The 24400-nt window shown below is 69.5% G+C and carries 28 protein-coding genes; 5 read left to right on the top strand and 23 right to left on the bottom strand.

Translation table 11 applies throughout. The features are described from left to right. The 20 genes from nuoL to BLT43_RS00100 all read right to left on the bottom strand — a co-directional run bounded on the left by nuoL (position 1) and on the right by BLT43_RS00100 (position 15952). On the bottom strand, positions 1 to 2157 hold the full coding sequence (gene nuoL, locus BLT43_RS00195; RefSeq protein WP_090109086.1) for an NADH-quinone oxidoreductase subunit L: 2157 nt from the start codon (positions 2155 to 2157) through the stop codon (positions 1 to 3). Between the two features lie 5 nt (positions 2158 to 2162). After that, a complete protein-coding gene (nuoK, locus tag BLT43_RS00190) occupies positions 2163 to 2492 on the bottom strand; it encodes an NADH-quinone oxidoreductase subunit NuoK (protein ID WP_090109084.1) in 330 nt (109 codons plus the stop codon). 93 nt (positions 2493 to 2585) lie between these two features. Then, positions 2586 to 3194: an NADH-quinone oxidoreductase subunit J gene (locus BLT43_RS00185; RefSeq protein WP_090109082.1), complete on the bottom strand. Its 609-nt coding sequence runs from the start codon at positions 3192 to 3194 to the stop codon at positions 2586 to 2588. Next, a complete protein-coding gene (locus BLT43_RS00180; protein WP_090109080.1) occupies positions 3191 to 3601 on the bottom strand; it encodes a carboxymuconolactone decarboxylase family protein in 411 nt (136 codons plus the stop codon). Before BLT43_RS00180 ends, BLT43_RS00185 begins: the two co-directional genes overlap by 4 nt. 11 nt (positions 3602 to 3612) lie before the next feature. After that, on the bottom strand, positions 3613 to 4107 hold the full coding sequence (gene nuoI / locus BLT43_RS00175) for an NADH-quinone oxidoreductase subunit NuoI (protein WP_090109078.1): 495 nt from the start codon (positions 4105 to 4107) through the stop codon (positions 3613 to 3615). A 2-nt stretch (positions 4108 to 4109) separates the two neighbouring features. Continuing rightward, positions 4110 to 5150: an NADH-quinone oxidoreductase subunit NuoH gene (nuoH, locus tag BLT43_RS00170; protein WP_090109076.1), complete on the bottom strand. Its 1041-nt coding sequence runs from the start codon at positions 5148 to 5150 to the stop codon at positions 4110 to 4112. Positions 5151 to 5160: 10 nt separating this feature from the next. Continuing rightward, entirely contained in the window at positions 5161 to 5553 is a 393-nt protein-coding gene (locus tag BLT43_RS00165; RefSeq protein ID WP_090109074.1) for a hypothetical protein, read from the bottom strand. A gap of 2 nt (positions 5554 to 5555) precedes the next feature. Then, positions 5556 to 7583 (bottom strand): NADH-quinone oxidoreductase subunit NuoG, encoded by a 2028-nt coding sequence (nuoG, locus tag BLT43_RS00160; protein WP_090109072.1) that lies wholly within the window; start codon positions 7581 to 7583, stop codon positions 5556 to 5558. Positions 7584 to 7737: 154 nt separating this feature from the next. Then, positions 7738 to 8148 (bottom strand): DUF5333 domain-containing protein, encoded by a 411-nt coding sequence (locus tag BLT43_RS00155; RefSeq protein ID WP_090109070.1) that lies wholly within the window; start codon positions 8146 to 8148, stop codon positions 7738 to 7740. Between the two features lie 203 nt (positions 8149 to 8351). Then, positions 8352 to 8627 (bottom strand): putative antibiotic biosynthesis monooxygenase, encoded by a 276-nt coding sequence (locus BLT43_RS00150; RefSeq protein WP_090109068.1) that lies wholly within the window; start codon positions 8625 to 8627, stop codon positions 8352 to 8354. Continuing rightward, a complete protein-coding gene (nuoF, locus tag BLT43_RS00145) occupies positions 8624 to 9910 on the bottom strand; it encodes an NADH-quinone oxidoreductase subunit NuoF (protein ID WP_090109066.1) in 1287 nt (428 codons plus the stop codon). The genes BLT43_RS00150 and nuoF overlap by 4 nt, the downstream gene beginning before the upstream one ends. Positions 9911 to 9914: 4 nt before the next feature. Beyond that, a complete protein-coding gene (locus BLT43_RS00140; protein ID WP_090109064.1) occupies positions 9915 to 10124 on the bottom strand; it encodes a DUF5337 domain-containing protein in 210 nt (69 codons plus the stop codon). After that, positions 10121 to 10921, bottom strand: a complete 801-nt coding sequence (locus BLT43_RS00135) for a hypothetical protein (protein ID WP_090109062.1) — start codon at positions 10919 to 10921, stop codon at positions 10121 to 10123. The genes BLT43_RS00140 and BLT43_RS00135 overlap by 4 nt, the downstream gene beginning before the upstream one ends. 130 nt (positions 10922 to 11051) lie before the next feature. Then, the gene (nuoE, locus tag BLT43_RS00130; protein ID WP_090109060.1) at positions 11052 to 12122 is read right to left on the bottom strand and encodes an NADH-quinone oxidoreductase subunit NuoE; all 1071 of its coding nucleotides are present in this window, start codon (positions 12120 to 12122) and stop codon (positions 11052 to 11054) included. Between the two features lie 71 nt (positions 12123 to 12193). Further along, the gene (locus BLT43_RS00125) at positions 12194 to 12538 is read right to left on the bottom strand and encodes a hypothetical protein (RefSeq protein WP_090109059.1); all 345 of its coding nucleotides are present in this window, start codon (positions 12536 to 12538) and stop codon (positions 12194 to 12196) included. Positions 12539 to 12603: 65 nt separating this feature from the next. After that, complete coding sequence (locus BLT43_RS00120) at positions 12604 to 13830, bottom strand: NADH-quinone oxidoreductase subunit D (protein WP_090109057.1); 1227 nt, start codon at positions 13828 to 13830, stop codon at positions 12604 to 12606. A 4-nt stretch (positions 13831 to 13834) separates the two neighbouring features. Next, positions 13835 to 14452 (bottom strand): NADH-quinone oxidoreductase subunit C, encoded by a 618-nt coding sequence (locus BLT43_RS00115; protein ID WP_090109056.1) that lies wholly within the window; start codon positions 14450 to 14452, stop codon positions 13835 to 13837. 53 nt (positions 14453 to 14505) lie between these two features. Beyond that, the gene (locus BLT43_RS00110; protein WP_090109054.1) at positions 14506 to 15030 is read right to left on the bottom strand and encodes a NuoB/complex I 20 kDa subunit family protein; all 525 of its coding nucleotides are present in this window, start codon (positions 15028 to 15030) and stop codon (positions 14506 to 14508) included. Continuing rightward, positions 15030 to 15395: an NADH-quinone oxidoreductase subunit A gene (locus tag BLT43_RS00105; RefSeq protein WP_090109052.1), complete on the bottom strand. Its 366-nt coding sequence runs from the start codon at positions 15393 to 15395 to the stop codon at positions 15030 to 15032. The genes BLT43_RS00110 and BLT43_RS00105 overlap by 1 nt, the downstream gene beginning before the upstream one ends. A 95-nt stretch (positions 15396 to 15490) precedes the next feature. Then, positions 15491 to 15952: a DUF1622 domain-containing protein gene (locus BLT43_RS00100; protein WP_090109050.1), complete on the bottom strand. Its 462-nt coding sequence runs from the start codon at positions 15950 to 15952 to the stop codon at positions 15491 to 15493. Between the two features lie 104 nt (positions 15953 to 16056). On the opposite strand from BLT43_RS00100, the gene BLT43_RS00095 reads away from it, so the two are divergent. Next, complete coding sequence (locus tag BLT43_RS00095; protein ID WP_090109048.1) at positions 16057 to 16521, top strand: CreA family protein; 465 nt, start codon at positions 16057 to 16059, stop codon at positions 16519 to 16521. A gap of 107 nt (positions 16522 to 16628) precedes the next feature. Here the strand turns inward: BLT43_RS00095 and BLT43_RS00090 are convergent, their stop codons facing one another. Continuing rightward, positions 16629 to 17288 carry an HAD-IA family hydrolase gene (locus tag BLT43_RS00090; protein WP_090109047.1) on the bottom strand — a complete coding sequence of 220 codons (660 nt, stop codon included), beginning with the start codon at positions 17286 to 17288 and terminating at the stop codon, positions 16629 to 16631. A gap of 111 nt (positions 17289 to 17399) precedes the next feature. Here BLT43_RS00090 and glmU point away from each other — a divergent pair, with 111 nt between their 5' ends. Both glmU and glmS read left to right on the top strand, forming a co-directional pair. Continuing rightward, complete coding sequence (gene glmU / locus BLT43_RS00085; protein WP_090109046.1) at positions 17400 to 18752, top strand: bifunctional UDP-N-acetylglucosamine diphosphorylase/glucosamine-1-phosphate N-acetyltransferase GlmU; 1353 nt, start codon at positions 17400 to 17402, stop codon at positions 18750 to 18752. A gap of 1 nt (position 18753) precedes the next feature. Beyond that, positions 18754 to 20574 carry a glutamine--fructose-6-phosphate transaminase (isomerizing) gene (gene glmS, locus BLT43_RS00080; RefSeq protein ID WP_090109045.1) on the top strand — a complete coding sequence of 607 codons (1821 nt, stop codon included), beginning with the start codon at positions 18754 to 18756 and terminating at the stop codon, positions 20572 to 20574. A 19-nt stretch (positions 20575 to 20593) separates the two neighbouring features. On the opposite strand, the gene aac(3) is transcribed toward glmS, so the two are convergent. Next, the gene (gene aac(3) / locus BLT43_RS00075) at positions 20594 to 21403 is read right to left on the bottom strand and encodes an aminoglycoside 3-N-acetyltransferase (RefSeq protein ID WP_090109044.1); all 810 of its coding nucleotides are present in this window, start codon (positions 21401 to 21403) and stop codon (positions 20594 to 20596) included. Between the two features lie 39 nt (positions 21404 to 21442). After that, a complete protein-coding gene (locus BLT43_RS00070; RefSeq protein WP_165612506.1) occupies positions 21443 to 21934 on the bottom strand; it encodes a D-galactarate dehydratase in 492 nt (163 codons plus the stop codon). 154 nt (positions 21935 to 22088) lie between these two features. On the opposite strand from BLT43_RS00070, the gene moaA reads away from it, so the two are divergent. Next, the gene (gene moaA, locus BLT43_RS00065) at positions 22089 to 23117 is read left to right on the top strand and encodes a GTP 3',8-cyclase MoaA (RefSeq protein WP_090109043.1); all 1029 of its coding nucleotides are present in this window, start codon (positions 22089 to 22091) and stop codon (positions 23115 to 23117) included. Continuing rightward, positions 23114 to 24376: a 3-deoxy-D-manno-octulosonic acid transferase gene (locus BLT43_RS00060; protein WP_090109042.1), complete on the top strand. Its 1263-nt coding sequence runs from the start codon at positions 23114 to 23116 to the stop codon at positions 24374 to 24376. Before moaA ends, BLT43_RS00060 begins: the two co-directional genes overlap by 4 nt. The last annotated feature ends 24 nt before the right edge of the window (positions 24377 to 24400 follow it).

Raw genomic sequence — 24400 nt, 5'->3', positions numbered from 1 at the left:
TTATTCGGCCCCCCCGGCCAGAGTCATCCAGGTCAGGATCAGGGCGAGACCCAGAACCATCGCGAAGGCATAGGTGAAGACGTATCCGCTCTGCGCGCGGCCGGCGAGCCGGGTGAAGAAGGGCACCACGCCCATCGCCACGCCGTTGATGCCGCCGTCGATGACGCTGCCGTCGCCGCGCTTCCAGAAGAAGCGGCCGATGGCCTGCGCCGGGCGCACGAAGACGAAGTCGTAAAGCTCGTCGAAGTACCACTTGTTGAGCAGGAAGTTGTAGAGCGGGCGCTGGTTGCGCGCGAGCCGGCCGGGCGCCTCGGGGTCGCGGATATACATCGCCCAGGCCAGCAGCAGGCCCGACAGCATCGCGACGAAGGGCGAGACCTTGACCCAGACCGGCGCGTGGTGCGCCTCGTCCATGACGTGGTTCTCGGGCGCCATGTAGATCGCGCCCTCGCCCGGCGCCGCGACGCCGGCCACGGCGTGGTCGTCATGCCCGGCACCATGGCCGTCCTCGGCCACCGCGTCCTCGGTCACGGCCTCGGCGGCGTGCTCGAGGTCGCCCTCGGCCAGCTCCTCGGTCGCGCCGGCGACGCCCTCGGCGTGGCCATCCGCGCCCTCGACGCTGTCATGCGCCGACGGGATGCCGAAGAACTGGTTGACGCGGGCATGGTCGCCGAAGAACGGCGAGTACCAGATCATGCCGGCCAGCACGGCGCCGAGGCTCAGCACGCCGAGCGGCACCAGCATCGTGCCGGGGCTCTCATGCGCGTGGTCGTGGGTGTGCTGGTCGCCGCGCGGCTTGCCGTGGAAGGTCAGGAAGATGAGCCGCCACGAGTAGAAGCTCGTCATCGCCGCCGCGATCACCAGCAGCCAGAAGGCGTATTCGCCACCGCCGGCCCAGGCGCTCTCGATGATGGCGTCCTTCGACAGGAAGCCCGCGAAGCCGATATGGGTCAGCGGAATGCCGACGCCGGTGATCGCCAGCGTGCCGATCATCATCGCCCAGTAGGTGTAGGGGATCTTCTTGCGCAGGCCGCCGTAGTTCCGCATGTCCTGCTCGTGGTGCATCGCGTGGATGACCGAGCCGGCCCCGAGGAACAGCAGCGCCTTGAAGAAGGCGTGGGTGAACAGGTGGAACATCGCCGCCGAGTAGACGCCCGAGCCCGCGGCCACGAACATGTAGCCCAGCTGCGAACAGGTCGAATAGGCGATCACGCGCTTGATGTCGGTCTGCACGAGGCCGACGGTCGCGGCGAAGAAAGCGGTGGTGGCGCCGATGAAGACGATGATCGTCTTGGCGTCGGGCGCGAATTCGAGGATCGGCGACATCCGGCAGACCAGGAAGACGCCCGCGGTCACCATGGTCGCGGCGTGGATCAGCGCCGAAACCGGGGTCGGGCCTTCCATCGCGTCGGGCAGCCAGGTGTGCAGCAGCAGCTGCGCCGACTTGCCCATCGCGCCGACGAACAGCAGCACGGCCACGATCTCGACCGCGTCGAACTGCAGGCCGATGAACTCGAGCTCGAGCCGGGCGATCTGCGGCGCCGCCGCGAAGATGTCGGAGAACTGAATCGAGTCGACGAGGTAGTAGAGCGCGAAGATGCCGAGCGCGAAGCCGAAATCGCCGACGCGGTTGACCACGAAGGCCTTCATCGCCGCGGCGTTGGCGCTGGGCTTGCGGAAGTAGAAGCCGATCAGCAGGTAGGAGGCGACGCCGACGCCTTCCCAGCCGAAGAACATCTGCACGAGGTTGTCCGCCGTCACCAGCGTCAGCATCGCGAAGGTAAAGAAGGACAGGTAGGCGAAGAAGCGCGGCCTGTAGCTTTCGCCCGGGCGGAAGTTCTCGTCATGCGCCATGTAGCCGAAGCTGTAGAGGTGCACGAGGAAGGAAACGGTGTTGATCACGATCAGCATGATCGCGGTCAGCCGGTCGAGCCGGATCGCCCAGTCGGTGGCGAGGCTGCCGCTCTCGATCCAGCGCAGGATCTGGATCTGCTCGAGCTGGCCGTCATGGCCAAGGAACACGATCCACGACAGCAGGCAGGACAGGCCGACCAGCGAGGTCGCGACCCATTGCGCGCCGGCCTCGGAGATCAGGCGCCAGCCGAAGCCGGCGATCAGCGCGCCGACGAGGGGTGCGAAGAGGATGATCGTTTCCATGACCCTCAGCCTTTCATCATGTTGACGTCTTCGACGTCGATGGTGCCGCGGGTGCGGAAGAAGCAGACCAGGATGGCGAGGCCGATCGCCGCCTCGGCGGCGGCCACGGTCAGCACGAACAGCGTGAAGACCTGGCCGACGAGATCGCCGAGGAAGGCCGAGAAGGCGACGAAGTTGATGTTCACCGCCAGCAGGATCAGCTCGATCGACATCAGGATGATGATGACGTTCTTGCGGTTCAGGAACAGCCCGAAGATCCCGATCACGAAGAGCGCCGCCGCGACGGTGAGGTAATGTTCGAGCCCGATCGGGCTTTCGGCGAGTACAGCGTCCATTCTTGTCCCTCCGGGCCTTGCCTACCCGTTGCAATATCTATCAGCGACCCGGGAGGGGCCGCGCGGCCGCGGCCCGGGGCCGCGGCGGAAAGCTCAGAGCCCCTGGCCGGGCTTCACGTCCTTCATCTCCAGCGCCTTGGCCGGGTCGCGATACATCTGCGCCAGCACGTCCTGGCGCTTGACGTCCTTGCGGTGGCGCAGCGTCAGAACGATCGCCCCGATCATCGCCACCAGCAGCACGAGACCCGCGAGCTGGAACAGCAGGATGTAGCGGTCGTAGAGCAGCATGCCCAAGCCCTGCGTGTTCTCGACGTCGAGCACGTAGGGCGCGGCGAGACGCTCGGCATAGCCTTCCGAGGTGTCCCAGACGCCGAAGGCCAGCGCCAGCTGCATCAGGAGAACCACGCCGATCAGCAGCGCCAGCGGCATGTACTTGGCCATTTCCGCCTTCAGCTCGGCGAAGTCGACGTCGAGCATCATCACCACGAAGAGGAACAGCACCGCGACGGCGCCGACATAGACGATGACCAGCAGCAGCGCGACGAACTCGGCGCCCACCAGGATGAACAGGCCGGCCGAGCTCAGGAAGGAGAGGATCAGCCAGAGCACCGAATGCACCGGGTTGCGGGCGATCACCGTGAACAGGCCGCCGGTGATCACCGACAGCGCGAAGAGGTAGAAGATGATGGCGACGGCGTTCATCGTTCACTGTCCTTTCCGGGATCCGCATCCATGACCTCGGTGGCGAGCTCCATCGCCTTGGTCATCGCGGGGACGCCGCCGAACATGCCCGCCTGGGCGATGGTCTCGGCGATCTCCTGTTTCGTGGCGCCGGCCTCGCGCGCGTGGCGCACGGTTAGGCGGATCTGGCTCTCGGCTTGCGCGCCGAGGATGGTGAGACCGGTCAGGGTCAGCAGCAGACGGGTCTTGGCGTCCAGCCCCTCGGGGTTGAGGGTGCGTCCCATGAACGCCTCCATCATCTCCTTAGGCATGGTCGGCCAGAGCTGTTCGAAGCCCTTGGGCGTGAAATGCTCGAGCGCGGGGTTCATCTGGCGGGCCCAGTCCTGGCCCATCTTCATCATCTGCGCGAAGGGGTTCTGATCGGTCATCGCCCGGTCCTTCAGCGGTACGGCGCGTCGAGCTCGAGGTTGCGCGCGATCTCGGCTTCCCAGCGGTCGCCGTTCGCCAGCAGCTTCGCCTTGTCGTAGTAGAGCTCTTCGCGGGTCTCGGTCGAGTACTCGAAGTTCGGCCCCTCGACGATGGCATCCACCGGGCAGGCCTCCTGGCAGAAGCCGCAATAGATGCACTTCGTCATGTCGATGTCGTAGCGCGTGGTGCGGCGCGAGCCGTCCTCGCGCGGTTCGGCATCGATGGTGATCGCCTGCGCCGGGCAGACCGCTTCGCACAGCTTGCAGGCGATGCAGCGCTCCTCGCCGTTGGGATAGCGGCGCAGCGCGTGCTCGCCGCGGAAGCGGACCGAGAGCGGCCCCTTCTCGTGCGGATAGTTCACGGTCGCCTTGCGGCCGAAGAAGTACTTCAGCCCGAGCTTCATGCCCTTGGCGAAATCCTGCAGCAGGAAATACTTGGCGGCGCGGGTGTAGTCGATCTGCGTCATGCTCAGACTCCCAGGGTCCAGCGGGCCCAGAACCCGCCCAGGACCTCGAATTTTGCGAGGAAGGACACGATCACCACCCAGGCCAGCGACAGCGGCAGGAACACCTTCCAGCCCAGGCGCATCAGCTGGTCGTAGCGGTAACGGGGGGTGATCGCCTTCACCATCGCGAAGATGAAGAAGACGAAGAACATCTTCAGGACCATCCACAGCACGCCGTCGGGCAGGCCGGGGATGGGCGACAGCCAGCCGCCGAAGAACAGCAGCGACACCAGCGCGCACATCAGCACGATCGCGACGTATTCGCCGATCATGAACAGCAGGAACGGGGTCGAGCTGTATTCCACCTGGTAGCCGGCGACGAGCTCGGACTCGGCCTCGGGCAGGTCGAAGGGCGGGCGGTTGGTCTCGGCCATGGCCGAGATCAGGAACAGGAACAGCATCGGGAAATGCGGCAGCCAGTACCAGTTGAACAGGCCGAAATCACCGTCCTGCGCCGCCACGATCTGGCCGAAGTTGAAGCTGCCGGTCGAGATGATCACGCCGACGATGATCAGGCCGATCGAGACCTCGTAGGAGATCATCTGCGCCGCCGAGCGCAGCGAGCCGAGGAACGGGTATTTCGAGTTCGAGGCCCAGCCGCCCATGATCACGCCGTAGACCTCGAGCGAGGAGACCGCGAAGACGTAGAGCAGCGCCACGTTGAGATCGGCCAGCACCCAGCCATCCGCGAAGGGGATCACCGCCCAGGCGATCACCGCCATCACGAAGGAGATCATCGGCGCCAGGAAGAACACCGAGCGGTCGGCGCCGGCGGGCACGACCACTTCCTTGACGATGTATTTCAGAAAGTCGGCGAAGCTCTGCAGCAGGCCGAAGGGCCCGACGATGTTCGGCCCCTTGCGCATCTGCACCGCCGCCCAGACCTTGCGGTCGATCAGCAGCAGGAAGGCCAGCGCCACCAGGAGCGGCACGATCAGCAAAAGCGACTGACCGAGGATCAGCAGCACCTGACCGATGCTGGTTTCGGTGAAGAATTCGACCATGGTGCGTCCCTCAGACCGTCGGGATGCCGTTCAGACCGCAGTTTTCCACGGTGACTTCGGCATCGATCGTGCGCGACCCCTGCGGGAGGGCCGGCGAGATGGTGTAAACAGCATCGGCGCGCCAGTTTCCAGCCGATTCATCGATTTGCGTCCGCACGTGCCGGGCGAAACCGTAGCCCCGGATCAGCGCGTATTGCGCCGCCGCGCATTCGGCGTAGCGCGTCACGTCATCCGCCCCCGCGCCGCCCCGCATCGCGACGTGGAAGTTGACGAGATCGCCGTCGAGCAGGCGGGTTTCCACCCCCTGGTAGAGCGGGGCCGCCGCCGAACCCCGCGCCGCCTCGGCGGCGGGGCTGCAGCCGGCCGAGAGGCCGGCCAGCGCGATGAGCGCGACGGCCCGCACCCTCACTCCGCCGCGAGCGCGCTCTGGCGCCGCGCCCGCGCGTTGCCGGCCAGCTCGCCCATCAGCTCGCTGGCGCGGGCCACCGGGTTGGTGAGGTAGTGCTCGGCGACGGTGCTCTCGAAATCGCCCAGCGACTCGTCGAGGCTGCCCTCGGGCAGCGGCTGCCACTCGTTCTCGGCGACCTCGTCGATGCGCTGCAGGTGCGGATGCGCCGCGACCAGCGCCTGGCGCAGCTGCGCGATCGAGCTCCAGGGCTGGGCGGCGCCCAGCTCGGCCGAGAGCGCGCGCAGGATGGCCCAGTTCTCCTTGGCCTGGCCCGGCGCGAAGTTCGCCCGCAGCGCCAGCTGCGGCCGGCCTTCGGTGTTGACGAAGAGACCGGTCTCCTCGGTCCAGGCCGCCGCCGGCAGGATCAGGTCGGCGCGGTGCGCGCCGCGATCGCCGTGGCTGCCCTGATAGATGACGAAGGCGCCATCGGGCAGCGCGATCTCGTCGGCGCCCATGTTGTAGATCACGTCGGCGCCCTCGAGAGCGGCCGCGACGCCGCCCTCGGCGGTGGCGCCCACATCCATCGCGCCGACCCGGCCCGCGGCCGAATGCAGCACGAGAAGCTTGCTCTTGGTGCGCTCGGCCAGCGCCATGGCGTGGCCCAGGACGGCCTCGCCATCGGCCCCGGTCAGAGCGCCCTGCCCGACCACGACCACCGACGGCTCGTCGAGCACCGCGCCGAACTCGTGGCCCAGCAGGTCGGCCAGCGCCTTGCGGCCGGTGCCGGCATGGTGATGCTCGTAGGTCAGCTCGGCGGCCTTGCCGACATGGCCGACATTGGCGCCCGCGAGCCAGGCCTTGCGGATCCGCGCGTTGAGCACCGGCGCCTCGACGGCCGGGTTGGTGCCGACCAGCATGATGTGCCTGGCGGTGTCCAGATCCTCGACCCGGGCGGTTCCGACATAGGCCGAACGGTTGCCCGCGGGCAGCTTCGCGCCGTCGGTGCGGCATTCCACGACGCCGCCCTGCCCTTCGACCAGCTGCTTGAGCGCGAAGGCCGCCTCGGTCGGGGCGAGATCGCCCACCAGGCCGGCGAGCTTCTGGGCGCCGCCGATCGCGGATGCGGCCGCGGCCAGCGCCTCGGGCCAGTCGGCGCGGCGCAGCTTGCCGTTCTCGCGGATGTAGGGCGAGTCGAGACGCTGGCGCGACAGGCCGTCCCAGACGAAGCGCGCCTTGTCGGAGAGCCACTCCTCGTTGGTGCCGTCATGGTTGCGCGGCAGGATGCGCATCACCTTGCGGCCCTTGGTGTCCACCCGGATCGACGAGCCGAGCGCGTCCATCACGTCGATGGTCTCGGTCTTGGTCAGCTCCCAGGGGCGGGCGTTGAAGGCGTAGGGCTTGGAGACCAGCGCGCCCACGGGGCACAGGTCGATGATGTTGCCCTGCAGGTTCGAATCGAGCGTCTCGGCGAGGTAGCTGGTGATCTCGGCATCCTCGCCGCGACCGGTCTGGCCCATCTGGCTGATGCCCGCCACCTCGGTGGTGAAACGCACGCAGCGCGTGCAGGAGATGCAGCGCGTCATGTGGGTCTCGACCAGCGGCCCGAGATCGAGATCCTCGACCGCGCGCTTGGGTTCGCGGAAGCGCGAGAAGTCGACGCCGTAGGCCATGGCCTGGTCTTGCAGGTCGCATTCGCCGCCCTGGTCGCAGATCGGGCAGTCGAGCGGGTGGTTGATGAGCAGGAACTCCATCACCCCTTCGCGCGCCTTCTTGACCATCGGCGAGTTGGTCCTGACCTGCGGCGGCGCGCCTTCCGGCCCGGGGCGCAGGTCCTTGACCTGCATGGCGCAGGAGGCGGCGGGCTTCGGCGGACCGCCGACGACCTCGACCAGGCACATGCGGCAGTTGCCGGCGATGCTCAGCCGCTCGTGATAGCAGAAGCGGGGAATTTCGATCCCCGCGGTCTCGCAGGCCTGGATGAGCGTCATCGCCCCCGGCACTTCGATGACCTTTCCGTCGATGCTGACTTTGCGCAAATCGGACATGGCAGGCCGCCCCTTTCCTCGCGTCGGACGCGGCCACCGACAGGGGGGCCGCGGTCCGGGGCCTTCTAGCGTGCCTCGCCCGGCGATGCCAGACGCATCCATAGCCGGTATCGGGGAAAATTGTCGCGCGGGGGGGCCTGCGCCCCCCTGCCCGCTATTGCAGCAGCGTGCCGATGCGGCTGCCGGCGGCGATTTCGCGGCGGCCGACCTCGCAATAGGTCTCCCACTGGCCCTCGACGCCGCCCTTGGCCTCCAGCAGCGCCCGCGCCTCGGCCTCGAGGATGTCCTTCTCGGCGTCGTCGTCGATGAAGGCGCTGATCTGCGCCCGGCTGTAGCCGAGGTCGAGCGCATGGCTGCGCAGGGAGTTCAGAAAGCCGATGCCCGTCAGCCAGCGCGCGTCGAGACTGTCGCATTTGCGGCCGATCTCGTAGGCGATGGCGGTCGAGATCAGCCCGTCGCGGATCTTCTGGTTGTCGCGCAGCGCCGGCAGCGCCGCGGTCGCGCCGGCGACCAGCACGAAGCCAAGGATCAGCGCGGATCCCTTGACGATATGGGGAACGGTCATCGTGGTCTCTCCTCAGGGGGCGCCGGTTCGGGCGGTGCTTGTCGGCCCGCCGGCGCTTCTCGGGGCAGAGACTGGACCCGGTGCGGCGATATTCAATATCACGCTGTCGCGATGCGTTATCCCGGGCGGAACACCGCCGCGCCGAAACGAAAAAGGCCGGCCCGGAGGTCCGGGCCGGCCGTGTCGTCCAGGGCTTCCGCCCGTCAGCTTTTCGACTTGCGTCCGCCGGGGGCTTCCTCGGCTTCCTCGCGCTTCATCTCGGCCGGCGTGGTGTTCTCGTAATCGGCGATCAGCTTCTCGACGATCGGCACCGCGACGTAGGAAATGAGCGGCACCGTCAGCGCGGTCGAGATCAGGATCTCGATCCACAGCGCCACCTCGATGCCGAGCCACTTGAAGCCGTAGCTGAAGGCCAGCACCGAGGGGTAGACCGCGAGCCAGACCCCGACGTTCTTCAGGATCTCGTCGCGCAGCTTCATTCGGCCGCGACCGCGTGGGTGCTCCGGCCCTTGATCCGGTCCTCGATCTCGTCGCGGAAGTTGCGGATCAGGCCCTGGATCGGCCAGGCCGCCGCGTCGCCGAGCGCGCAGATGGTGTGGCCCTCGACCTGCTTGGTCACGTCGAGCAGCATCTCGATCTCCTCGACCGCCGCGTCACCGCGCACCATGCGCTCGAGCACCCGCATCATCCAGCCGGTGCCTTCGCGGCAGGGCGTGCACTGGCCGCAGCTCTCGTGCTTGTAGAACTTGGCCAGCCGCCAGATCGCCTTGATCATGTCGGTGGACTGATCCATCACGATCACCGCCGCGGTGCCGAGGCCCGAGCGCTGCTCGCGCAGCCAGTCGAAGTCCATGATCGCGTCTTCCATGGTCTCGGCGCGCAGGCAGGGCACCGAGGAGCCGCCGGGGATCACCGCCTTGAGGTTGCCCCAACCGCCGCGGATGCCGCCGCAATGCTTGTCGATCAGCTCCTTGAACGGGATCGACATCTCTTCCTCGACCACGCAGGGCTTGTTCACGTGGCCCGAGATCGCGAAGAGCTTGGTGCCGGTGTTGTTCGGCCGGCCGAAGCCCGCGAACCATTCCGGCCCGCGACGCAGGATGGTCGGCACGACGGCGATCGACTCGACGTTGTTCACCGTGGTCGGGCAGCCGTAGAGGCCCGCGCCCGCCGGGAAGGGCGGCTTCATGCGCGGCATGCCCTTCTTGCCCTCGAGGCTCTCGAGCAGCGCGGTCTCCTCGCCGCAGATGTAGGCGCCAGCGCCGTGATGCAGGTAGAGGTCGAAATCCCAGCCCGAACCGGCGGCGTTGCGACCCAGAAGGCCCGCGTCGTAGCACTCGTCGATGGCGCGCTGCAGTTCCTCGCGCTCGCGGATGTATTCGCCCCGCAGGTAGATGTAGCAGGCATGCGCGCCCATCGCGAAGGAGGCGATCAGGCAGCCCTCGATCAGCGTGTGCGGATCGTGGCGCATGATCTCCCGGTCCTTGCAGGTGCCGGGCTCGGATTCGTCGGCGTTGACGACGAGATAGGCGGGCCGGCCGTCGCTTTCCTTGGGCATGAAGGACCACTTCAGGCCGGTCGGGAAGCCGGCGCCGCCGCGGCCGCGCAGGCCGGACGCCTTCATCTGCTCGACGATCCAGTCGCGCCCCTTCTGGATGATGCCGGCGGTGCCGTCCCAGTGGCCGCGCGAGCGCGCGCCCTTCAGGCTGCGGTCGTGCATCCCGTAGAGGTTGGTGAAAATGCGGTCCTGATCCTTGAGCATCGGCTCACCTTTCGTCGTCCTGGCGCGCGCGCCAGGTTTGATATGTCATCCACAAGCCCATGACGAACCCAGCGAGGGCCATCAGGTCGAACAATCCGCGCCAGCGCTGCGGCAGGTCCAGAAGGATCCCCGCCGCCGTCGCCGCGATCCAGAACACGCCGGTCCCGGCCAGCACCAATGCCGCCCGCCGGCCCCGCGCGCCCTCTCGGCTCACGCGGATTCCTGCCCGGTCAGCTCGCGGGCCTGGCCGATCCAGTCATCGCGCAGGATGCGGCCCCTGAAGCCTTCCAGGTGGTCGTCGATCCAGAGCGCCTCGGCCTCGCTCCAGCCGGCGATCTGGTCGAGATGCCAGACACCGAGCCGGTTGAGCTGCTCCTCGAGCTTCGGCCCGACGCCGCGCAGCTGCTTGAGGTCGTCTCCGGCCCCGCCGCGCGGCGCTTCGAGCAGCTTCGGCGCGCGCTGCGCGTCGGCCGCCACGGCGTCGGGCATGTCGACATCGCCGGCGGCGGCGGTCTCATGGTGCGTGATCCCGCTCACCTCGTCGCCAAGATCCGCATCCTCCTGCTCGACCTCGTCCGAGCCGGCCTCGTCCAGCACGGTCGCGCCGTTGACCGGCCGCGCCATCGCGCGTTCGGACGGCACGCCGGCCTCGGCCGGCCTTTCAGGTGTCGCCTCGGCGGTATCGGGCGCGTCGCGCCGCGCCGCCGCATCGCCTTCGCTCTCGGCCGCCCGGTGCTCGGGCTCGGCCGTGGGCGTCGCGAAGGGCGCAGGCGGCGTCTCGGCCTCGTCGATCCGCGCCGTCTCCGGCGTGGTGCCGCTCTCGCCGCCCGCCGCGGCATCCTCGCCGGTGCAGACATAGGCGAGCAGCAGGAACCCCGCCGCTACGGCCAGCGCGGCGCCGATCAGCAGCGAGGTGAACAGCCCCCGCTCGCCGGCCGCCAGCAATAGCGCGATCAGCAGGCCGCCAAGCGCGGAGCCCCCGATCGAGATGGTCCGGCAGTCCAAGTTCATGCCACGTCCTCCCTCTGGCCGGGGCTCGCGGCCCCTCCCTTCGTGATAGGACGCTGCGCCGCCGAATCAAACGCCGACACGGGCCACGCGGGCCCGCACCGGTCATCCGTCCCTGCGGCGCGAGGCGGCATCATTCCTCCGAGGGCTTCTTCTTGTCGCCCTCGCCGGTGCCGCCCGGCTTCTGGGTCTTGGGGGCGTTGTAGACCCCGCCCGGCGCGGCCGGGTCGGCGGTGCCGGCCTTGTCGGCGGTCTCGTCGTCCTCGTCGACGATCGGCGCGGCCTCGCCCTCGTCCACCACCGGCTTGCCGCCCTCGGGCGTTTCGTCGCCGTCGACGGCGTCGCGCGGCTCCTCGGCCGGGAAGTCGGCCGAGACCGGCTTGGCGGCGCTGGAGGCCGGGGCCTCCTGCTCGGTCACGCCAGAGGCGTCGGCCGGGCGGTCATGCGCGGGCGCGGGCTCGGCCGGGTCCTCGAGACCCTCGGCCTCGTGGTCGTCCTGGCGCTGCCAGGAGGCGACCAGCGGCACCTCGGTGCCGTCGATGCGCTTGATCGTGTCGCCGATATCGGTGGCCAGCGCGACCGAGGCGTTGCCCGCCGCGCGGCCCTCGGAGCCCTCGGCCAGCGAGGTCAGGTTCTCGAGCGGCTCGGAGGCGTAGCGGCCGTTCTGCGGCCCCGGGGTCGGCACGCGACCGGCGGCCATCTCGTCGAGGATCTCGGCCAGGCGCTCGGTGGTCAGGTCCTCGTAGTAGTCCTTGCCGATCTGCGCCATCGGCGCGTTGGCGCAGGCGCCGAGGCACTCGACCTCCTCCCAGGAGAACTTGCCGTCGGCCGACAGCTCGTGCGGCTTGTCGGCGATCTTCTCGCGGCAGACCTTCATCAGGTCCTCGGAGCCGCAGAGCATGCAAGACAGCGTGCCGCAGACCTGCACATGCGCCACCGAGCCCACGGGCTGCAGCTGGAACATGAAGTAGAAGGTCGCGACCTCGAGCACGCGGATATAGGCCATGCCGAGCATGTCGGCGACATGCTCGATCGCCGGGCGGGTCAGCCAGCCTTCCTGTTCCTGGGCGCGCCACAGCAGCGGGATCACCGCCGAGGCCTGGCGGCCTTCGGGATACTTGGTGATCTGCGCCTCGGCCCAGGCCTGGTTGGCCGGGGTGAAGGCGAAGCTCTCGGGCTGATGGGGGTGCAGTCTGCGCAGCATCGTTCGGTTCCGGTCGTCTGGGCGCCGCTCGCCGGCGGCGGAAGAAAATCAGGGGCGCAGGACGCCCGGGGTCACAGGCAGCTCGGCGACAGCACCCTGATGGTGCCCTCGTCCGAAACCCGGACACGGCCCTCGGCGGCGAGCTCGGGGGTGATCCGCATCAGCTCCTGCTGGGTCAGGTTGGCGCGCAGCAGCACCGCGCCGACATTCTCGGCATTGAGCCGGCAGCCCTGCGCCTCGATCGCGGAGACCAGGCGGTCCTGCGGCGAGACCGGCATGGCGGGCTGCGCGGCGGGCGCCACGCTGGTCGGGGCCAGGCTGCCCACCACGCCGCGATTGCCCAGCTGCACCCCCGCCGAACAGGCCGAGAGCGCGCCGAGCACGCCGAGAGCCACGATCACACGCATCGCCGTCATTCCGTTCCCGTCCCGTCTGGGGGCCGCCGCCGCGCGGAGGCCCGATTGAGATGCGGCCGGCCGCCTTAGCGGTCGACCTCGCCGAACACGATATCCATGGTGCCGATGATCGCCGCCACGTCGGCCAGCTGGTGGCCCTTGGTGACGTGATCCATCGCCTGCAGGTGCAGGTAGCCCGGCGCGCGCAGCTTGGCGCGGTAGGGCTTGTTCGAGCCGTCGGCCACCAGGTAGACGCCGAACTCGCCCTTGGGCGCCTCGACCGCGGCATAAGTCTCGCCCGCGGGCACGTGGAAGCCCTCGGTGTAGAGTTTGAAATGATGGATCAGCGCTTCCATCGAGGTCTTCATGTCGCCGCGCTTGGGCGGCGTGATCTTGCCTCGCGCCAGCACGTCGCCGGGCTCGTTGCGCAGCTTCTCGCAGGCCTGCTGGATGATCTTGATGCTCTCGCGCATCTCGGCCATCCGCACGAGGTAGCGGTCGTAGCAGTCGCCGTTCTTGCCGACGGCGATCTGGAAGTCGAACTCGTCGTAGCACTCGTAGGGCTGCGCGCGCCGCAGGTCCCAGGCCATGCCCGAGCCGCGCACCATCACGCCCGAGAAGCCCCACTCCTGCGCCTCGTCCTGGCTGACCACGCCGATATCGACGTTGCGCTGCTTGAAGATGCGGTTCTCGGTCAAGAGCCCGTCGATGTCGTCGAGCACGCTGGGGAACTCGCGCGACCATGTCTCGATGTCGTCGATCAGCTCGGGCGGCAGGTCCTGGTGCACGCCGCCGGGGCGGAAATAGGCGGCGTGCAGCCGCCCACCCGAGGCCCGCTCGTAGAAGATCATCAGCTTCTCGCGCTCCTCGAAGCCCCACAGCGGCGGGGTGAGCGCGCCCACGTCCATCGCCTGCGTGGTGACGTTGAGCAGATGCGACAGGATGCGCCCGATCTCGCAGTAGAGCACGCGGATCAGCTGCGCCCGGCGCGGCACCTCGGTGCCGGTGAGCTTCTCAATGGCGAGGCACCAGGCGTGTTCCTGGTTCATCGGCGCCACGTAGTCGAGGCGGTCGAGATAGGGCAGGTTCTGCAGGTAGGTGCGGCTTTCCATCAGCTTCTCGGTGCCGCGGTGCAGCAGGCCGATATGCGGATCGCAGCGCTCGACGATCTCGCCGTCGAGCTCGAGCACGAGCCGCAGCACGCCGTGCGCCGCCGGGTGCTGGGGCCCGAAGTTGATGTTGAAGTTGCGGATCTTCTGTTCGCCGGTCCTGGCGTCTTCGAAGCCGCGCGCGTTGATCGTGCTGCCGTCCATCGCCTTACCCCTTCGCGCCCGCATCGCCGGCCTTGTCGTCGCCGGGAAGCACGTATTGCGCCCCTTCCCAGGGGCTCATGAAGTCGAACTGCCGGTACTCCTGCACCAGCTTCACGGGCTCATAGACCACCCGCTTCTGCACCTCGTCGAAGCGCACCTCGGTGTAGCCCGTGGTCGGGAAGTCCTTGCGCAGCGGATGACCGCGGAAGCCGTAATCGGTGAGGATTCGGCGCAGGTCCGGATGCCCGGAGAACAGGATGCCGAACATGTCGAACATCTCGCGCTCGAACCAGTTGGCCGAGGGGTGCAGCTCGATGATCGAGGGCACCATCTCGTCCTCGCGCAGCTCGGCGCGGATCCGGATGCGCTGGTTCTGCCACATCGACAGGAAATGGTAGACCACGTCGAAGCGCTTCTCGCGGCCCGGGTAGTCCACCGCCGTGATGTCCACCAGCGTGGTGAAGCGGCAGGTCGGGTCGGTCTTGAGCAGCTCAACGAAGCCGGGGATCGCCTCGGGCGAGACGGTGACGGTCAGCTCTCCGAAGGCGACCTCCCACCCGATCACGCAATCGGGGCGCTTGGATTCGAGATGCGCGCCCAGGTCGTTCAATGCCTCGCTCATGGCGATTCCCCCAAAGGATGGTCAGGGCCGGCGCGCCGGGCGCCGGCGAGGCTTCAGCGGACGATCGTGCCGGTGCGGCGGATCTTGCGCTGCAGCTGCAGGATTCCGTAAAGCAGCGCCTCGGCGGTGGGCGGGCAGCCCGGCACGTAGACGTCGACCGGAACGACCCGGTCGCAGCCCCGCACCACCGAGTAGCTGTAGTGGTAGTAGCCGCCGCCATTGGCGCAGCTGCCCATCGAGATCACGTAGCGCGGCTCGGGCATCTGGTCATAGACCTTGCGCAGCGCCGGCGCCATCTTGTTGGTCAGCGTGCCCGCGACGATCATCAGGTCGGACTGGCGCGGGCTGGCGCGCGGCGCGGTGCCGAAGCGCTCGAGGTCGTAGCGCGGCATCGAGGTGTGCATCATCTCGACCGCGCAGCAGGCCAGACCGAAGGTCATCCAGTGCAGCGAGCCGGTGCGCGCCCAGTTGATCATGTCCGCGGTCGAGGTGACCAGGAAACCCTTGTCGGTCAGCTCGCGGTTCAGGGTCTGGGTCGCGACCTCGCGGTCCGCGCCCGCGGTGTTGGCGCCGGTCATCACTCCCATTCGAGAGCTCCCTTCTTCCATTCATAGGCGAAGCCGATGGTCAGCACGGCGAGGAACACCATCATCGACCAGAAGGCCAGCATGCTCAGCTCGCCGAAGGCCACGGCCCAGGGGAACAGGAAGGCCACCTCGAGGTCGAAGATGATGAACAGGATCGAGACGAGGTAGAACCGCACGTCGAACTTCATCCGCGCGTCGTCGAAGGCGTTGAAGCCGCATTCATAGGCCGAGACCTTCTCCGGGTCGGGCCGGCGCACCGCCAGCACCACCGCCGCGAGGATCAGGATCGCGCCCAGCGCGACGGCGAGGCCGAGAAAGATCAGGATCGGAAGGTATTCCGCTAGGAGCAGTTCCACGTCGGGTCCTTTCACGCGGGAGCTGGCAATCGATTGGGCGATCCTTAAACCCGCCCCCCGGAAGGGTCAACCGAGCGAGGGGGTTGCGGGATGCGTCAGGTGCGCGCGGAGGGCGGCGGCTTTCGATCCCGGCGCGGCCGGCGGGCCTCGTCGTCCGGCCAGTCACGCAATTCCTGCTTCACCTGCTCCAGCTCGCGGTCGAGAAAGAAGGAGATGAGCGAGCGGATGATCACCAGCAGGCCGAGGAAGACGAGGTCGGCCAGCGCCAGGCTCAGCGCGGTATGGATGATGTCCGAGACGATGAACAGCTCGAGCCCGGCGAGGATGTAGCGCCCCAGCTCGATCCGCTCGGCATTGGTGGCGCGCACCCGCTCGCCGTCGTCGCCGCGGATCTCGGCCTTCGCGACCCCGGCGATGAAGCGCGCCGCGCCCAGAAGCAGCAACGCGATGGCGAAGAGGTCGATAATCGCCGCCACCCATTCGAGCCCCGCCACCAGCCAGTCGAGGTGATGGTGCAGCACGCCGCCGTCGCTGCCGGTCTCCCAGATCGATTCCATGCCGCGCCTCCGTCGTCGTCCTTGGCGAGAACTGGCCCGCCCGGCCGGGGCGTCAAACGCCGCGCCGGGGTGGAACCGACCACCCTGCCCGGCGTTGCCCGGCCATGACACGCCTGCTCGCGCCCCTGCTCGCCCTTCTCGCCCTGCCCGCCCCGGCGCTTGCCGAGAAGGTCGGCCAGGTCGGGGTCGACTGGGTCGGCAACGACATCATCGTCGAGGCGATCCCGGATCCGGAGGTCGAGGGCGTGACCTGCCACATCGCCTATTTCGAACGCTCGATCATCGACCGGCTGAGCCAGGGCAACTGGTTCGAGGACCCGTCGAACGCCTCGATCGACTGCCGCCAGACCGGCCCCATCACGCTGGGCGACATTGACCGGTCGCGCGACGGCGAGCCGGTGTTTCGCGAAAGCCGCTCGATCATCCTCAAGACGCTGCGGATCAGCCGCATCTACGACGAGACCAACCAGGTGCTGATCTACCTTGCCCATGGCAACGAGCTGACGCAGGGCTCGGCCAAGATGTCGATCTCGACCATCCCGCTCTACGACACCGACGCGATCGAATAAGCCCGCGGCGCGAGCGACGGCCGGATCTGCGAAACGGCTTAGAGCAGCACGCCGAGGGCGCGCTGCATGTTTCCAGTGAAACGAAACGGCAGATGGCCGCGGCGCGCTCAGCCCAGCGCCTGCACCGCCGCCACCAGTTCGTCGTAATGCGAGATCAGCGCCTCGGGCCGCAGGTCGGCCGTGCGGTGGCCGTTGGGCCCGAAGGCTACCAGGATCGACGGCACACCGGCCGCGCGCGCCGTGACACGGTCGGTCTCGGTGTCGCCGACGAGGACGCAATGCGCCGGATCGCCGCCCGCCCGGCGCACGGTCTCGCGCAGGCATTCCGGGTCGGGCTTGCGCATCGCCAGCGTGTCGGCGCCGACGAGGCAGGCGAAGCTTGCCCGCACGCCCAGCCGGACGAGGAGCTTCTCGGCCAGGGCTTCGGGCTTGTTGGTGCAGATGCCCACCGGGTGGCCCAGCCGCGACAGCTCCGCCACCGCCTCGACCGCACCGGGAAAAAGCACGGAATGCCGGTCGATCTCCTCGTCGTAATAGGCCAGCAGGCGCGGGTATTGCCGCTCGATCTCCTGCTCGTCCACCTCGCCCACCCGGCTCAGCCCCAGCCGCAGCATGGCCCGCGCCCCGTGCATCGCGGTGGCCGCGTCCTCGCGCGGATCGAGCAGCGGCCCGAGTCCGAGATCGCCAAAGCACCGGTTGGCGGCGGCGATCAGGTCGCCGCTGGTTTCCGCGAGAGTGCCGTCGAGGTCGAAGATCACGGTGCGCATGGCGCCTCCTGTAACGATGCGTAGCCGGATTTGATCGCGTCCCGGTCATTCAAGCCTTGTCGCCATGGTTGCGGCTAGTAGAACAGCGGCCAAACGACAAGAGGGGCAGAGATGGGCACGGCCTTGATCGTCCTGGCCGCCGGCCGGGGCACACGGATGAATTCGGACCTGCCGAAGGTCCTGCACGAGATCGGCCAGTCGCCGCTTCTGCACCATGCGATGGCGGCGGGACTGGCGCTCGAGCCCGAGCGCATGGTGGTGGTCGCGGGCCATGGCGCCGAGGCGGTCGAGACGGCGGCGCGCGCCTTCGACGAGACGGCCGCGACGGTGCGGCAGGAGACGCAGGAGGGCACCGGCCACGCGGTCCAGCAGGCCCGGCCCGCGCTCGAGACCTTCTCGGGCGACGCGGTGGTGCTCTACGGTGACACGCCGTTCATCCGGCCCGAGACGCTCGAGACGATGCTCGCCGCCCGCGCCCGCGCCGATCTCGTCGTGCTGGGCTTCGAAGCCGCCGATCCCGGCCGCTACGGCCGGCTGGTGACAGAGGGCGACCGGCTCGACCGGATCGTCGAGTTCAAGGACGCCGACGAAGCCACCCGCGCCATCCGGCTGTGCAACTCCGGGGTGATCGCGGCCGATGCCGAAACCCTCTTCGGCCTGCTCGACCGCGTCACCAACGACAACGCCGCGGGCGAATACTACCTGACCGACATCGTCGGCCTCGCCCGCGAGGCCGGGCTTTCGGCCGAGGTGGTGCGCTGCGAGGAGGCCGAGACGCTGGGCATCAACACCCGCGCCGAGCTGGCCGCAGCCGAAGCCGCCTTCCAGACGCGCCGGCGCGCCGAGGCGATGGAGGACGGCGTCACCCTGCTCGCCCCCGAGACCGTCACCTTCGCCCGCGACACGGTGATCGGCCGCGACACGGTGATCGAGCCCAACGTGGTCTTCGGCCCCGGCGTCACCATCGAGAGCGGCGCCAAGATCCGCGCCTTCAGCCATCTCGAGGGCTGCCACGTCTCGCGCGGCGCCACCGTCGGCCCCTTCGCGCGGCTGCGGCCGGGCGCGGAGCTGGCCGAGGAGGTGCATGTCGGCAATTTCGTCGAGATCAAGAACGCGCAGGTCGGCACCGGCGCCAAGGTCAACCACCTGACCTATCTGGGCGACGCCGATATCGGCGCGGGCACCAATATTGGCGCGGGCACCATCACCTGCAACTACGACGGCGTGTTCAAGCACCGCACCACCATCGGCCGCGACGCCTTCATCGGCTCGAACACCATGCTGGTGGCGCCGGTGACGCTGGGCGACGGCACGATGACCGCCACCGGCACCGTGGTCACCCACAACGTGCCGGCCGGCGACATGGCGGTGGGCCGCGCCCGGCAGACCAACAAGCCGGGCTTCGCGGCCCGGTTCTTCGAGAAACTGCGCGCCGCCAAGGCCGCGAAATCGAAAGGCGACTGAGATGTGTGGAATCGTAGGCGTTCTCGGCCGTCACGAGGCGGCGCCGCTGCTGGTGGATGCGCTCAAGCGGCTGGAATATCGCGGCTATGACAGCGCCGGCGTCGCCACGCTGAACGAGGGCCGGCTCGAGCGCCGCCGCGCGGTCGGCAAGCTGGTGAACCTGTCGGACCGGCTGGTGCACGAGCCGCTGCGCGGCCATGCCGGCATCGGCCACACCCGCTGGGCCACCCACGGCGCGCCCACCGAGACCAACGCCCACCCCCATGCCGGGGCCCGCGTCGCGGTGGTCCACAACGGCATCATCGAGAACTACCGCGCGCTGCGCGAGGAGCTCGCCCGCGCCGGAATCTCGCACCAGACCGAGACCGACACCGAGACCGTCGCGCTGCTGTGCCAGATGCATCTCGACCAGCAGATGTCGCCGCGCGACGCCGCCGCCGCGACCATCGCGAGGCTCGAGGGCGCCTATGCGCTGTGCTTCCTGTTCGAGGGCGAGCCCGACCTGCTGATCGCCGCGCGCAAGGGCAGCCCGCTGGCGATCGGCCATGGCGAGGGCGAGATGTTCGTGGGCTCCGACGCGATCGCGCTCGGCAACCTGACCGACCGCATCACCTATCTCGAAGAGGGCGACCGCGCCGAGGTCACCCGCGCCGGCGCGGTGATCTTCGACGCACAGGGCCGCGAGGTCACCCGCTCCGAAAAGCGCATCGCCGCCGCCAGTGCCCAGGTCGACAAGGCCGGGCACAAGCACTTCATGGCCAAGGAGATCGCCGAGCAGCCGCGCGTGCTGGCCGATGCCATGGCGCATTACCTGCGGCCCGAGGGCGGCGTCGTCCTGCCCGAGCCCGGCATCGACTTCGCGTCGATCGACCGGCTGACGCTGGTGGCCTGCGGCACCGCCTTCTACGCCTGCAACGTCGCGAAATACTGGTTCGAGCAGATCGCCCGCCTGCCGGTCGAGATCGACGTGGCCTCCGAGTTCCGCTACCGCGAGCCGCCGGTGGCGCCGCGCAGCGCCGCGCTCTTCGTCAGCCAGTCGGGCGAAACCGCCGACACGCTCGCCGCGCTGCGCTACATGCAGGGCAAGGCCGAGACCGTGCTGTCGGTGGTCAACGTCACCGAAAGCTCGATCGCGCGCGAAAGCGACATCGCCCTGCCGATCCTCGCCGGCGCCGAGATCGGCGTCGCCTCGACCAAGGCCTTCACCTGTCAGCTCCTCGTGCTCGGCACGCTCGCGCTCGAGGCGGCGCGGCAGCGCGGCACGCTCGGGGCGGAAGAGCTCGCCCGCCTCGAGGCCGGCCTGCGCGCCCTGCCGGGGCTGATCCATCAGGGCCTGACCGTGGAGGCCGAGTGCCAGCGCATCTCGCGCCAGCTCGCCGAGGCGCGCGACATCCTGTTCCTCGGACGCGGCCGGATGTATCCTCTGGCCCTCGAGGGCGCACTGAAGCTGAAGGAAATCAGCTACATCCACGCCGAAGCTTATGCTTCGGGCGAGCTGAAGCACGGCCCGATCGCGCTGATCGACGAGCATGTGCCGGTGGTGGTCATCGCGCCGCATGACGAGCTGTTCGACAAGACCGTCTCGAACATGCAGGAGGTGATGGCGCGCGGCGGCAAGGTATTGCTGGTCACCGACGCCAAGGGCGCCGAGGTCGCCGGCGAAGGGGTCTGGGAGCAGATCGTCCTGCCCGAGATCGACCCCTTCTGGGCGCCGGTCCTCTATGCCGTCCCGGCCCAGATGCTGGCCTACCACACCGCCGTCTCGAAAGGCACCGACGTGGACCAGCCGCGCAACCTCGCCAAATCCGTCACCGTGGAGTGACACGGTCCGGGCCGGTGCTTCAGGCGCCGGCCCGTTCCTCCATCCAGCGACAGGCGAAATCGACGATGGCGCCCGCCCCGACCAGCAGAGCGGGCGCGTCGCCCACCCGCCCCTCGCGGCCCTGCCCCGACGCCACGAAGTCGCGCACGATGTCGCCGAAATAGTCGTCGCGAAATTCCGGCAGCACCGGTATCCGGGTCTCGAACTCCTCGATCATCCGCCACGAGACGCCGTCTTCCACCGCAAGCGGCACCTCGTAACGGCGCACGCGCCGGTCTGGCAGGCGGGCCATCTGCTCGGCGTGGTGCAGAAGCGTCATTGTCTCCCACGGCGCCCCCAGCATCAGCACCCGCCCGCCCGGCAGCGCGGCGAGCCGGCCGAAGGGCGAGTCCGCCCCGTAGCCGTAGTCATGGGGATGATCCCGCGTCAGGTCCGGCGCGCGGGCGCCCAGCGCCGCGCAGGCCGCGCCCGGGTTGGCGCTGCGGCGCGCCCCGGGCCGGGTGCGCAGCAGCTCCGGCCATGCGCCCACCTCGCGGATGGCGGGCGTGGCGGCCGGGTCGAAGGGCGGCAGGTGCGGCCGCCACTGCGCCGGCACCCGCCCCTCGCCATCGAGCAGGTCGTCATACTCGGTGCCGAAATCGGTATAGGCCATGACCGTTCCGCCGGGGCCCGTGGCGTCGAGCAGGGCATCGACCAGCACGACGGCGCCGCCCAGCACCCGGCCAAGCCGGCGCAGCGCGGCATGCACCATCACCGTGTCGCCCGCCCGCAGGCCGAGCGCGCGGAGGTCGCGCGCAAGGTCGGTGCGGCTGTGCGGATTGGCGGCCATGGGCGAAGGCTACGGCCCGCCCGGTCCGCCGATCAAGCCCTAGCCCCGGTAGACCGTGAGCTCCGGCAGCGAGGTGAGCGGCACTTCCAGCAGGCGCATCGCCGGCAGGCTGATCTCGCTGCCCGAACCCGCGGCGCCGCCCGAGGGGCGCAGCTCGAGCTTCACCGTCTTGCCGTTGGCGGCCTCGACCCGTCCTTGCGTGACCGCGCTGACGAGCGGCGTTTCCATCCACAGCCCCGGCTCGGCGGGCGCGCCGAGCGAGGCGATGGTGGTTCCGAGCTGCTGCTCGCCACCCGGCTCGGGGGCGCTGACCGCCTCGGCCCGCTCCTCCTCGGAGGTGGTGTCGAGCGCCGCGGCGCTGGCGCCCGCCGGCGGCGGGGGCGGCGGCGCGGGCCGCGCCGCCGGGGCGGGCTGCGCGGTGGGCTGGGCGGCCTCTGCGGCCGTCTCGGGCGCGGCGGCCTGCTGCAGTTCCGCGCAGCCCGAAAGCAGGCCGAGCGCGACGAGGGCGGAGGGAATGATCAGGCGTGTCATGCGCCGAGAGTAGCGGCGGCGCCCCCATCGGCAAGAGCCGCCGCAGACCCGCCGGCGGCCGTTTGCCGGCCCGGCCGCGCGGCGGGGTTTCACGATGCCCTCGCCACCGGCGGCTTCGCTTGCCAAGCGCGCCCGCGATACCTAGTTTCTCGGCATGACAGCCGCACCCATCCCGCAGCCTGCCGTCCCCCTCGTCGATCCTTTCGCGAGGGCGATCCGCTACCTGCGGGTCTCGGTGACGGATCGCTGCGATTTCCGCTGCGTCTACTGCATGTCCGAGAAGATGCAGTTCCTGCCCAAGGCCGAGCTTCTGACGCTGGAGGAGCTCGACCGCCTCTGCTCGGCCTTCGTCCGGCTGGGCGTCGAGAAGCTGCGCATCACCGGCGGCGAGCCGCTGGTGCGCCGGGACATCATGACCTTCTTCGCCGCCATGGGCCGGCATCTCGAAACCGGTGCGCTGAAGGAGCTGACCCTGACCACGAATGGCAGCCAGCTCGGCCGCCACGCGAAGGATCTCTACGCCGCCGGGGTGCGCCGTGTGAACGTCTCGCTCGACACGCTCGACGAGGCGAAGTTCGCCCGCGTCACCCGCTGGGGCCGGCTGCCGCAGGTGCTGGCCGGGATCGACGCCGCCCTCGCCGCCGGTCTGCGCGTCAAGATCAACACCGTCGCGCTCAAGGGCTTCAACGAGGACGAGCTCTTCGCGCTCACCGAGTTCTGCGCCGCCCGCGACATGGACCTGACCTTCATCGAGGTCATGCCGATGGGCGACATCGGCAACGAGGACCGGATCGGCCAGTACTGGAGCCTGCAGGACCTGCGCGCGGATCTGGCGCGGCGCTACACGCTGCACGACCTGCCCGACCGCACCGGCGGCCCCGCGCGCTACGTCATGCTGGGCGAGACGCGCCAGCGGGTGGGCTTCATCACGCCCCTGAGCCACAATTTCTGCGAAAGCTGCAACCGGGTGCGCGTGACCTGCACCGGCGAGATCTACACCTGCCTCGGGCAGGAGGGCCATTCCGACCTGCGGGGCCCGCTGCGCTCGAGCGAGGGCGACGCCACGCTCGAGCGGGCGATCCGCGCCGCGATCGCGCTCAAGCCCAAGGGGCATGATTTCGACTACTCGCGCGAGGATGTCGCGGGCCGCGTCAGCCGCCACATGAGCCACACCGGCGGATGAGCGGCACGCCCTGGCCGCTGCGACTGTGGCTCGGCGGATCGGCGGCGCTACCGCGGCCCGTCGAGGACCGGATCGCCCGCCGGGTCCATGACGGTCAGCGCGCCGCGCCGGACCGCCTGGCCGAGCGGCTCGGCCGGGCCACCCGCCCCCGTCCCGAGGGGCGTCTGTGCTGGATCAACGCCGCCTCCGTCGGCGAGGTGGCCTCCATCGCCGACCTGGCCCGCGACCTCGCGGAGGCCGGCTGGCGGGTGCTGGTCACGACCACCACCTCGACCGGCGCGGCGCGCGCGGCGCGCATCGAGGCGGGCGTGATCCACCAGTACCTGCCGCTCGACACCGCGCGGGCCGCGCGGCGGTTCCTCGATCATTGGCGGCCGGATCTCGCCTGCATGGTCGAGGGCGACCTGTGGCCCCGCCTGCTCGCCGAGGCCCGCGAGCGCGGCGTGCCGCTGGCGCTGCTCAACGCGCGACCCTCGCGCAGCCGGGCCCGCGCGCCGCGCCTGACCGCCGCGCTGATGCAGGGCTTCGGCCTCGTGACCGCGCAGGACGAGGACGTCGCCGCCGAGATCGCGGCGCTCGGCTTCGCGCGCGACCGGATCACCGTGCCGGGCGACCTCAAGGCCGCCGCCGCGCCGCTGCCCGTCGATGCCGAGCGGCTGGCCGCGGCGCGGCAGGCCATCGCGGACGCGCCGCTCTGGGCCGCGGTCTCCACCCATGCCGGCGACGAGGAGGCGGTCATCGCCGCCCATCTTCAGGCCCGGGCACGGCATCCCGGCCTGCGGCTGGTCCTCGCGCCGCGCCACCCCGAGCGCGCCGACGCCGTGGCCGCGCTGCTGGAGCAAGCCGGTCTTTCCCATGCCCGGCATACCGAGACGGCGGGCCCGGGGTCGCAGGAGGTCTGGTTGGTCGACGCGATCGGCGAGACCGGCCTGATCTTCCGGCTGGCGCCGCTGGTGTTTCTGGGCGGCTCGTTCGGCCCGCAGGGCGGGCACAACCCCTGGGAGGCGGCCCGGCTCGGCGCGGCGCTCCTGCACGGGCCGCGCCTGCACAACGCCCCGGCCGCCTATGCCGCGCTCGACCGGTCCGGGGCCGCGCGCTGCGTCGAGCGCCCCGAGGCGATCGGCGCCGTTCTGGCCGACCTGCTCGGCTCGAACGAGCTCGCGGCGATGCGCACCGCGGCGGGGCGGGTCATGGCGGATCGCGGCGCGGCACGGCTGCGGACGCTGTCGGCGCTGCGCCGCCTGTGCGACGAGGAATGACTTACAACGCCCGATGAAACCGCC

The sequence above is a fragment of the Limimaricola pyoseonensis genome, assembly GCF_900102015.1.
Taxonomy (GTDB): Bacteria; Pseudomonadota; Alphaproteobacteria; order Rhodobacterales; family Rhodobacteraceae; genus Limimaricola; species Limimaricola pyoseonensis.
Note: the sequence above shows the minus strand (reverse complement) of the source record. Positions and strands in the feature narration are given on the sequence as shown.

What these genes read in the sequence shown, in the direction of transcription:
- nuoH (WP_090109076.1), bottom strand. Translation starts at nt 5,150, where the DNA reads ATGGTCGAATTCTTCACCGAAACCAGCATCGGTCAGGTGCTGCTGATC.
- BLT43_RS00125 (WP_090109059.1), bottom strand. Translation starts at nt 12,538, where the DNA reads ATGACGGCGATGCGTGTGATCGTGGCTCTCGGCGTGCTCGGCGCGCTC.
- BLT43_RS00135 (WP_090109062.1), bottom strand. Translation starts at nt 10,921, where the DNA reads ATGAACTTGGACTGCCGGACCATCTCGATCGGGGGCTCCGCGCTTGGC.
- BLT43_RS00060 (WP_090109042.1), top strand. Translation starts at nt 23,114, where the DNA reads ATGAGCGGCACGCCCTGGCCGCTGCGACTGTGGCTCGGCGGATCGGCG.
- BLT43_RS00090 (WP_090109047.1), bottom strand. Translation starts at nt 17,288, where the DNA reads ATGCGCACCGTGATCTTCGACCTCGACGGCACTCTCGCGGAAACCAGC.
- BLT43_RS00070 (WP_165612506.1), bottom strand. Translation starts at nt 21,934, where the DNA reads ATGACACGCCTGATCATTCCCTCCGCCCTCGTCGCGCTCGGCCTGCTT.
- glmU (WP_090109046.1), top strand. Translation starts at nt 17,400, where the DNA reads ATGGGCACGGCCTTGATCGTCCTGGCCGCCGGCCGGGGCACACGGATG.
- BLT43_RS00115 (WP_090109056.1), bottom strand. Translation starts at nt 14,452, where the DNA reads ATGAGCGAGGCATTGAACGACCTGGGCGCGCATCTCGAATCCAAGCGC.
- moaA (WP_090109043.1), top strand. Translation starts at nt 22,089, where the DNA reads ATGACAGCCGCACCCATCCCGCAGCCTGCCGTCCCCCTCGTCGATCCT.
- BLT43_RS00180 (WP_090109080.1), bottom strand. Translation starts at nt 3,601, where the DNA reads ATGACCGATCAGAACCCCTTCGCGCAGATGATGAAGATGGGCCAGGAC.
- BLT43_RS00110 (WP_090109054.1), bottom strand. Translation starts at nt 15,030, where the DNA reads ATGACCGGCGCCAACACCGCGGGCGCGGACCGCGAGGTCGCGACCCAG.
- BLT43_RS00150 (WP_090109068.1), bottom strand. Translation starts at nt 8,627, where the DNA reads ATGAAGCTGCGCGACGAGATCCTGAAGAACGTCGGGGTCTGGCTCGCG.
- BLT43_RS00185 (WP_090109082.1), bottom strand. Translation starts at nt 3,194, where the DNA reads ATGAACGCCGTCGCCATCATCTTCTACCTCTTCGCGCTGTCGGTGATC.
- BLT43_RS00155 (WP_090109070.1), bottom strand. Translation starts at nt 8,148, where the DNA reads ATGACCGTTCCCCATATCGTCAAGGGATCCGCGCTGATCCTTGGCTTC.
- nuoK (WP_090109084.1), bottom strand. Translation starts at nt 2,492, where the DNA reads ATGGACGCTGTACTCGCCGAAAGCCCGATCGGGCTCGAACATTACCTC.
- BLT43_RS00120 (WP_090109057.1), bottom strand. Translation starts at nt 13,830, where the DNA reads ATGGACGGCAGCACGATCAACGCGCGCGGCTTCGAAGACGCCAGGACC.
- nuoL (WP_090109086.1), bottom strand. Translation starts at nt 2,157, where the DNA reads ATGGAAACGATCATCCTCTTCGCACCCCTCGTCGGCGCGCTGATCGCC.
- nuoG (WP_090109072.1), bottom strand. Translation starts at nt 7,583, where the DNA reads ATGTCCGATTTGCGCAAAGTCAGCATCGACGGAAAGGTCATCGAAGTG.
- BLT43_RS00100 (WP_090109050.1), bottom strand. Translation starts at nt 15,952, where the DNA reads ATGGAATCGATCTGGGAGACCGGCAGCGACGGCGGCGTGCTGCACCAT.
- nuoE (WP_090109060.1), bottom strand. Translation starts at nt 12,122, where the DNA reads ATGCTGCGCAGACTGCACCCCCATCAGCCCGAGAGCTTCGCCTTCACC.
- nuoF (WP_090109066.1), bottom strand. Translation starts at nt 9,910, where the DNA reads ATGCTCAAGGATCAGGACCGCATTTTCACCAACCTCTACGGGATGCAC.
- glmS (WP_090109045.1), top strand. Translation starts at nt 18,754, where the DNA reads ATGTGTGGAATCGTAGGCGTTCTCGGCCGTCACGAGGCGGCGCCGCTG.
- BLT43_RS00095 (WP_090109048.1), top strand. Translation starts at nt 16,057, where the DNA reads ATGACACGCCTGCTCGCGCCCCTGCTCGCCCTTCTCGCCCTGCCCGCC.
- nuoI (WP_090109078.1), bottom strand. Translation starts at nt 4,107, where the DNA reads ATGACGCAGATCGACTACACCCGCGCCGCCAAGTATTTCCTGCTGCAG.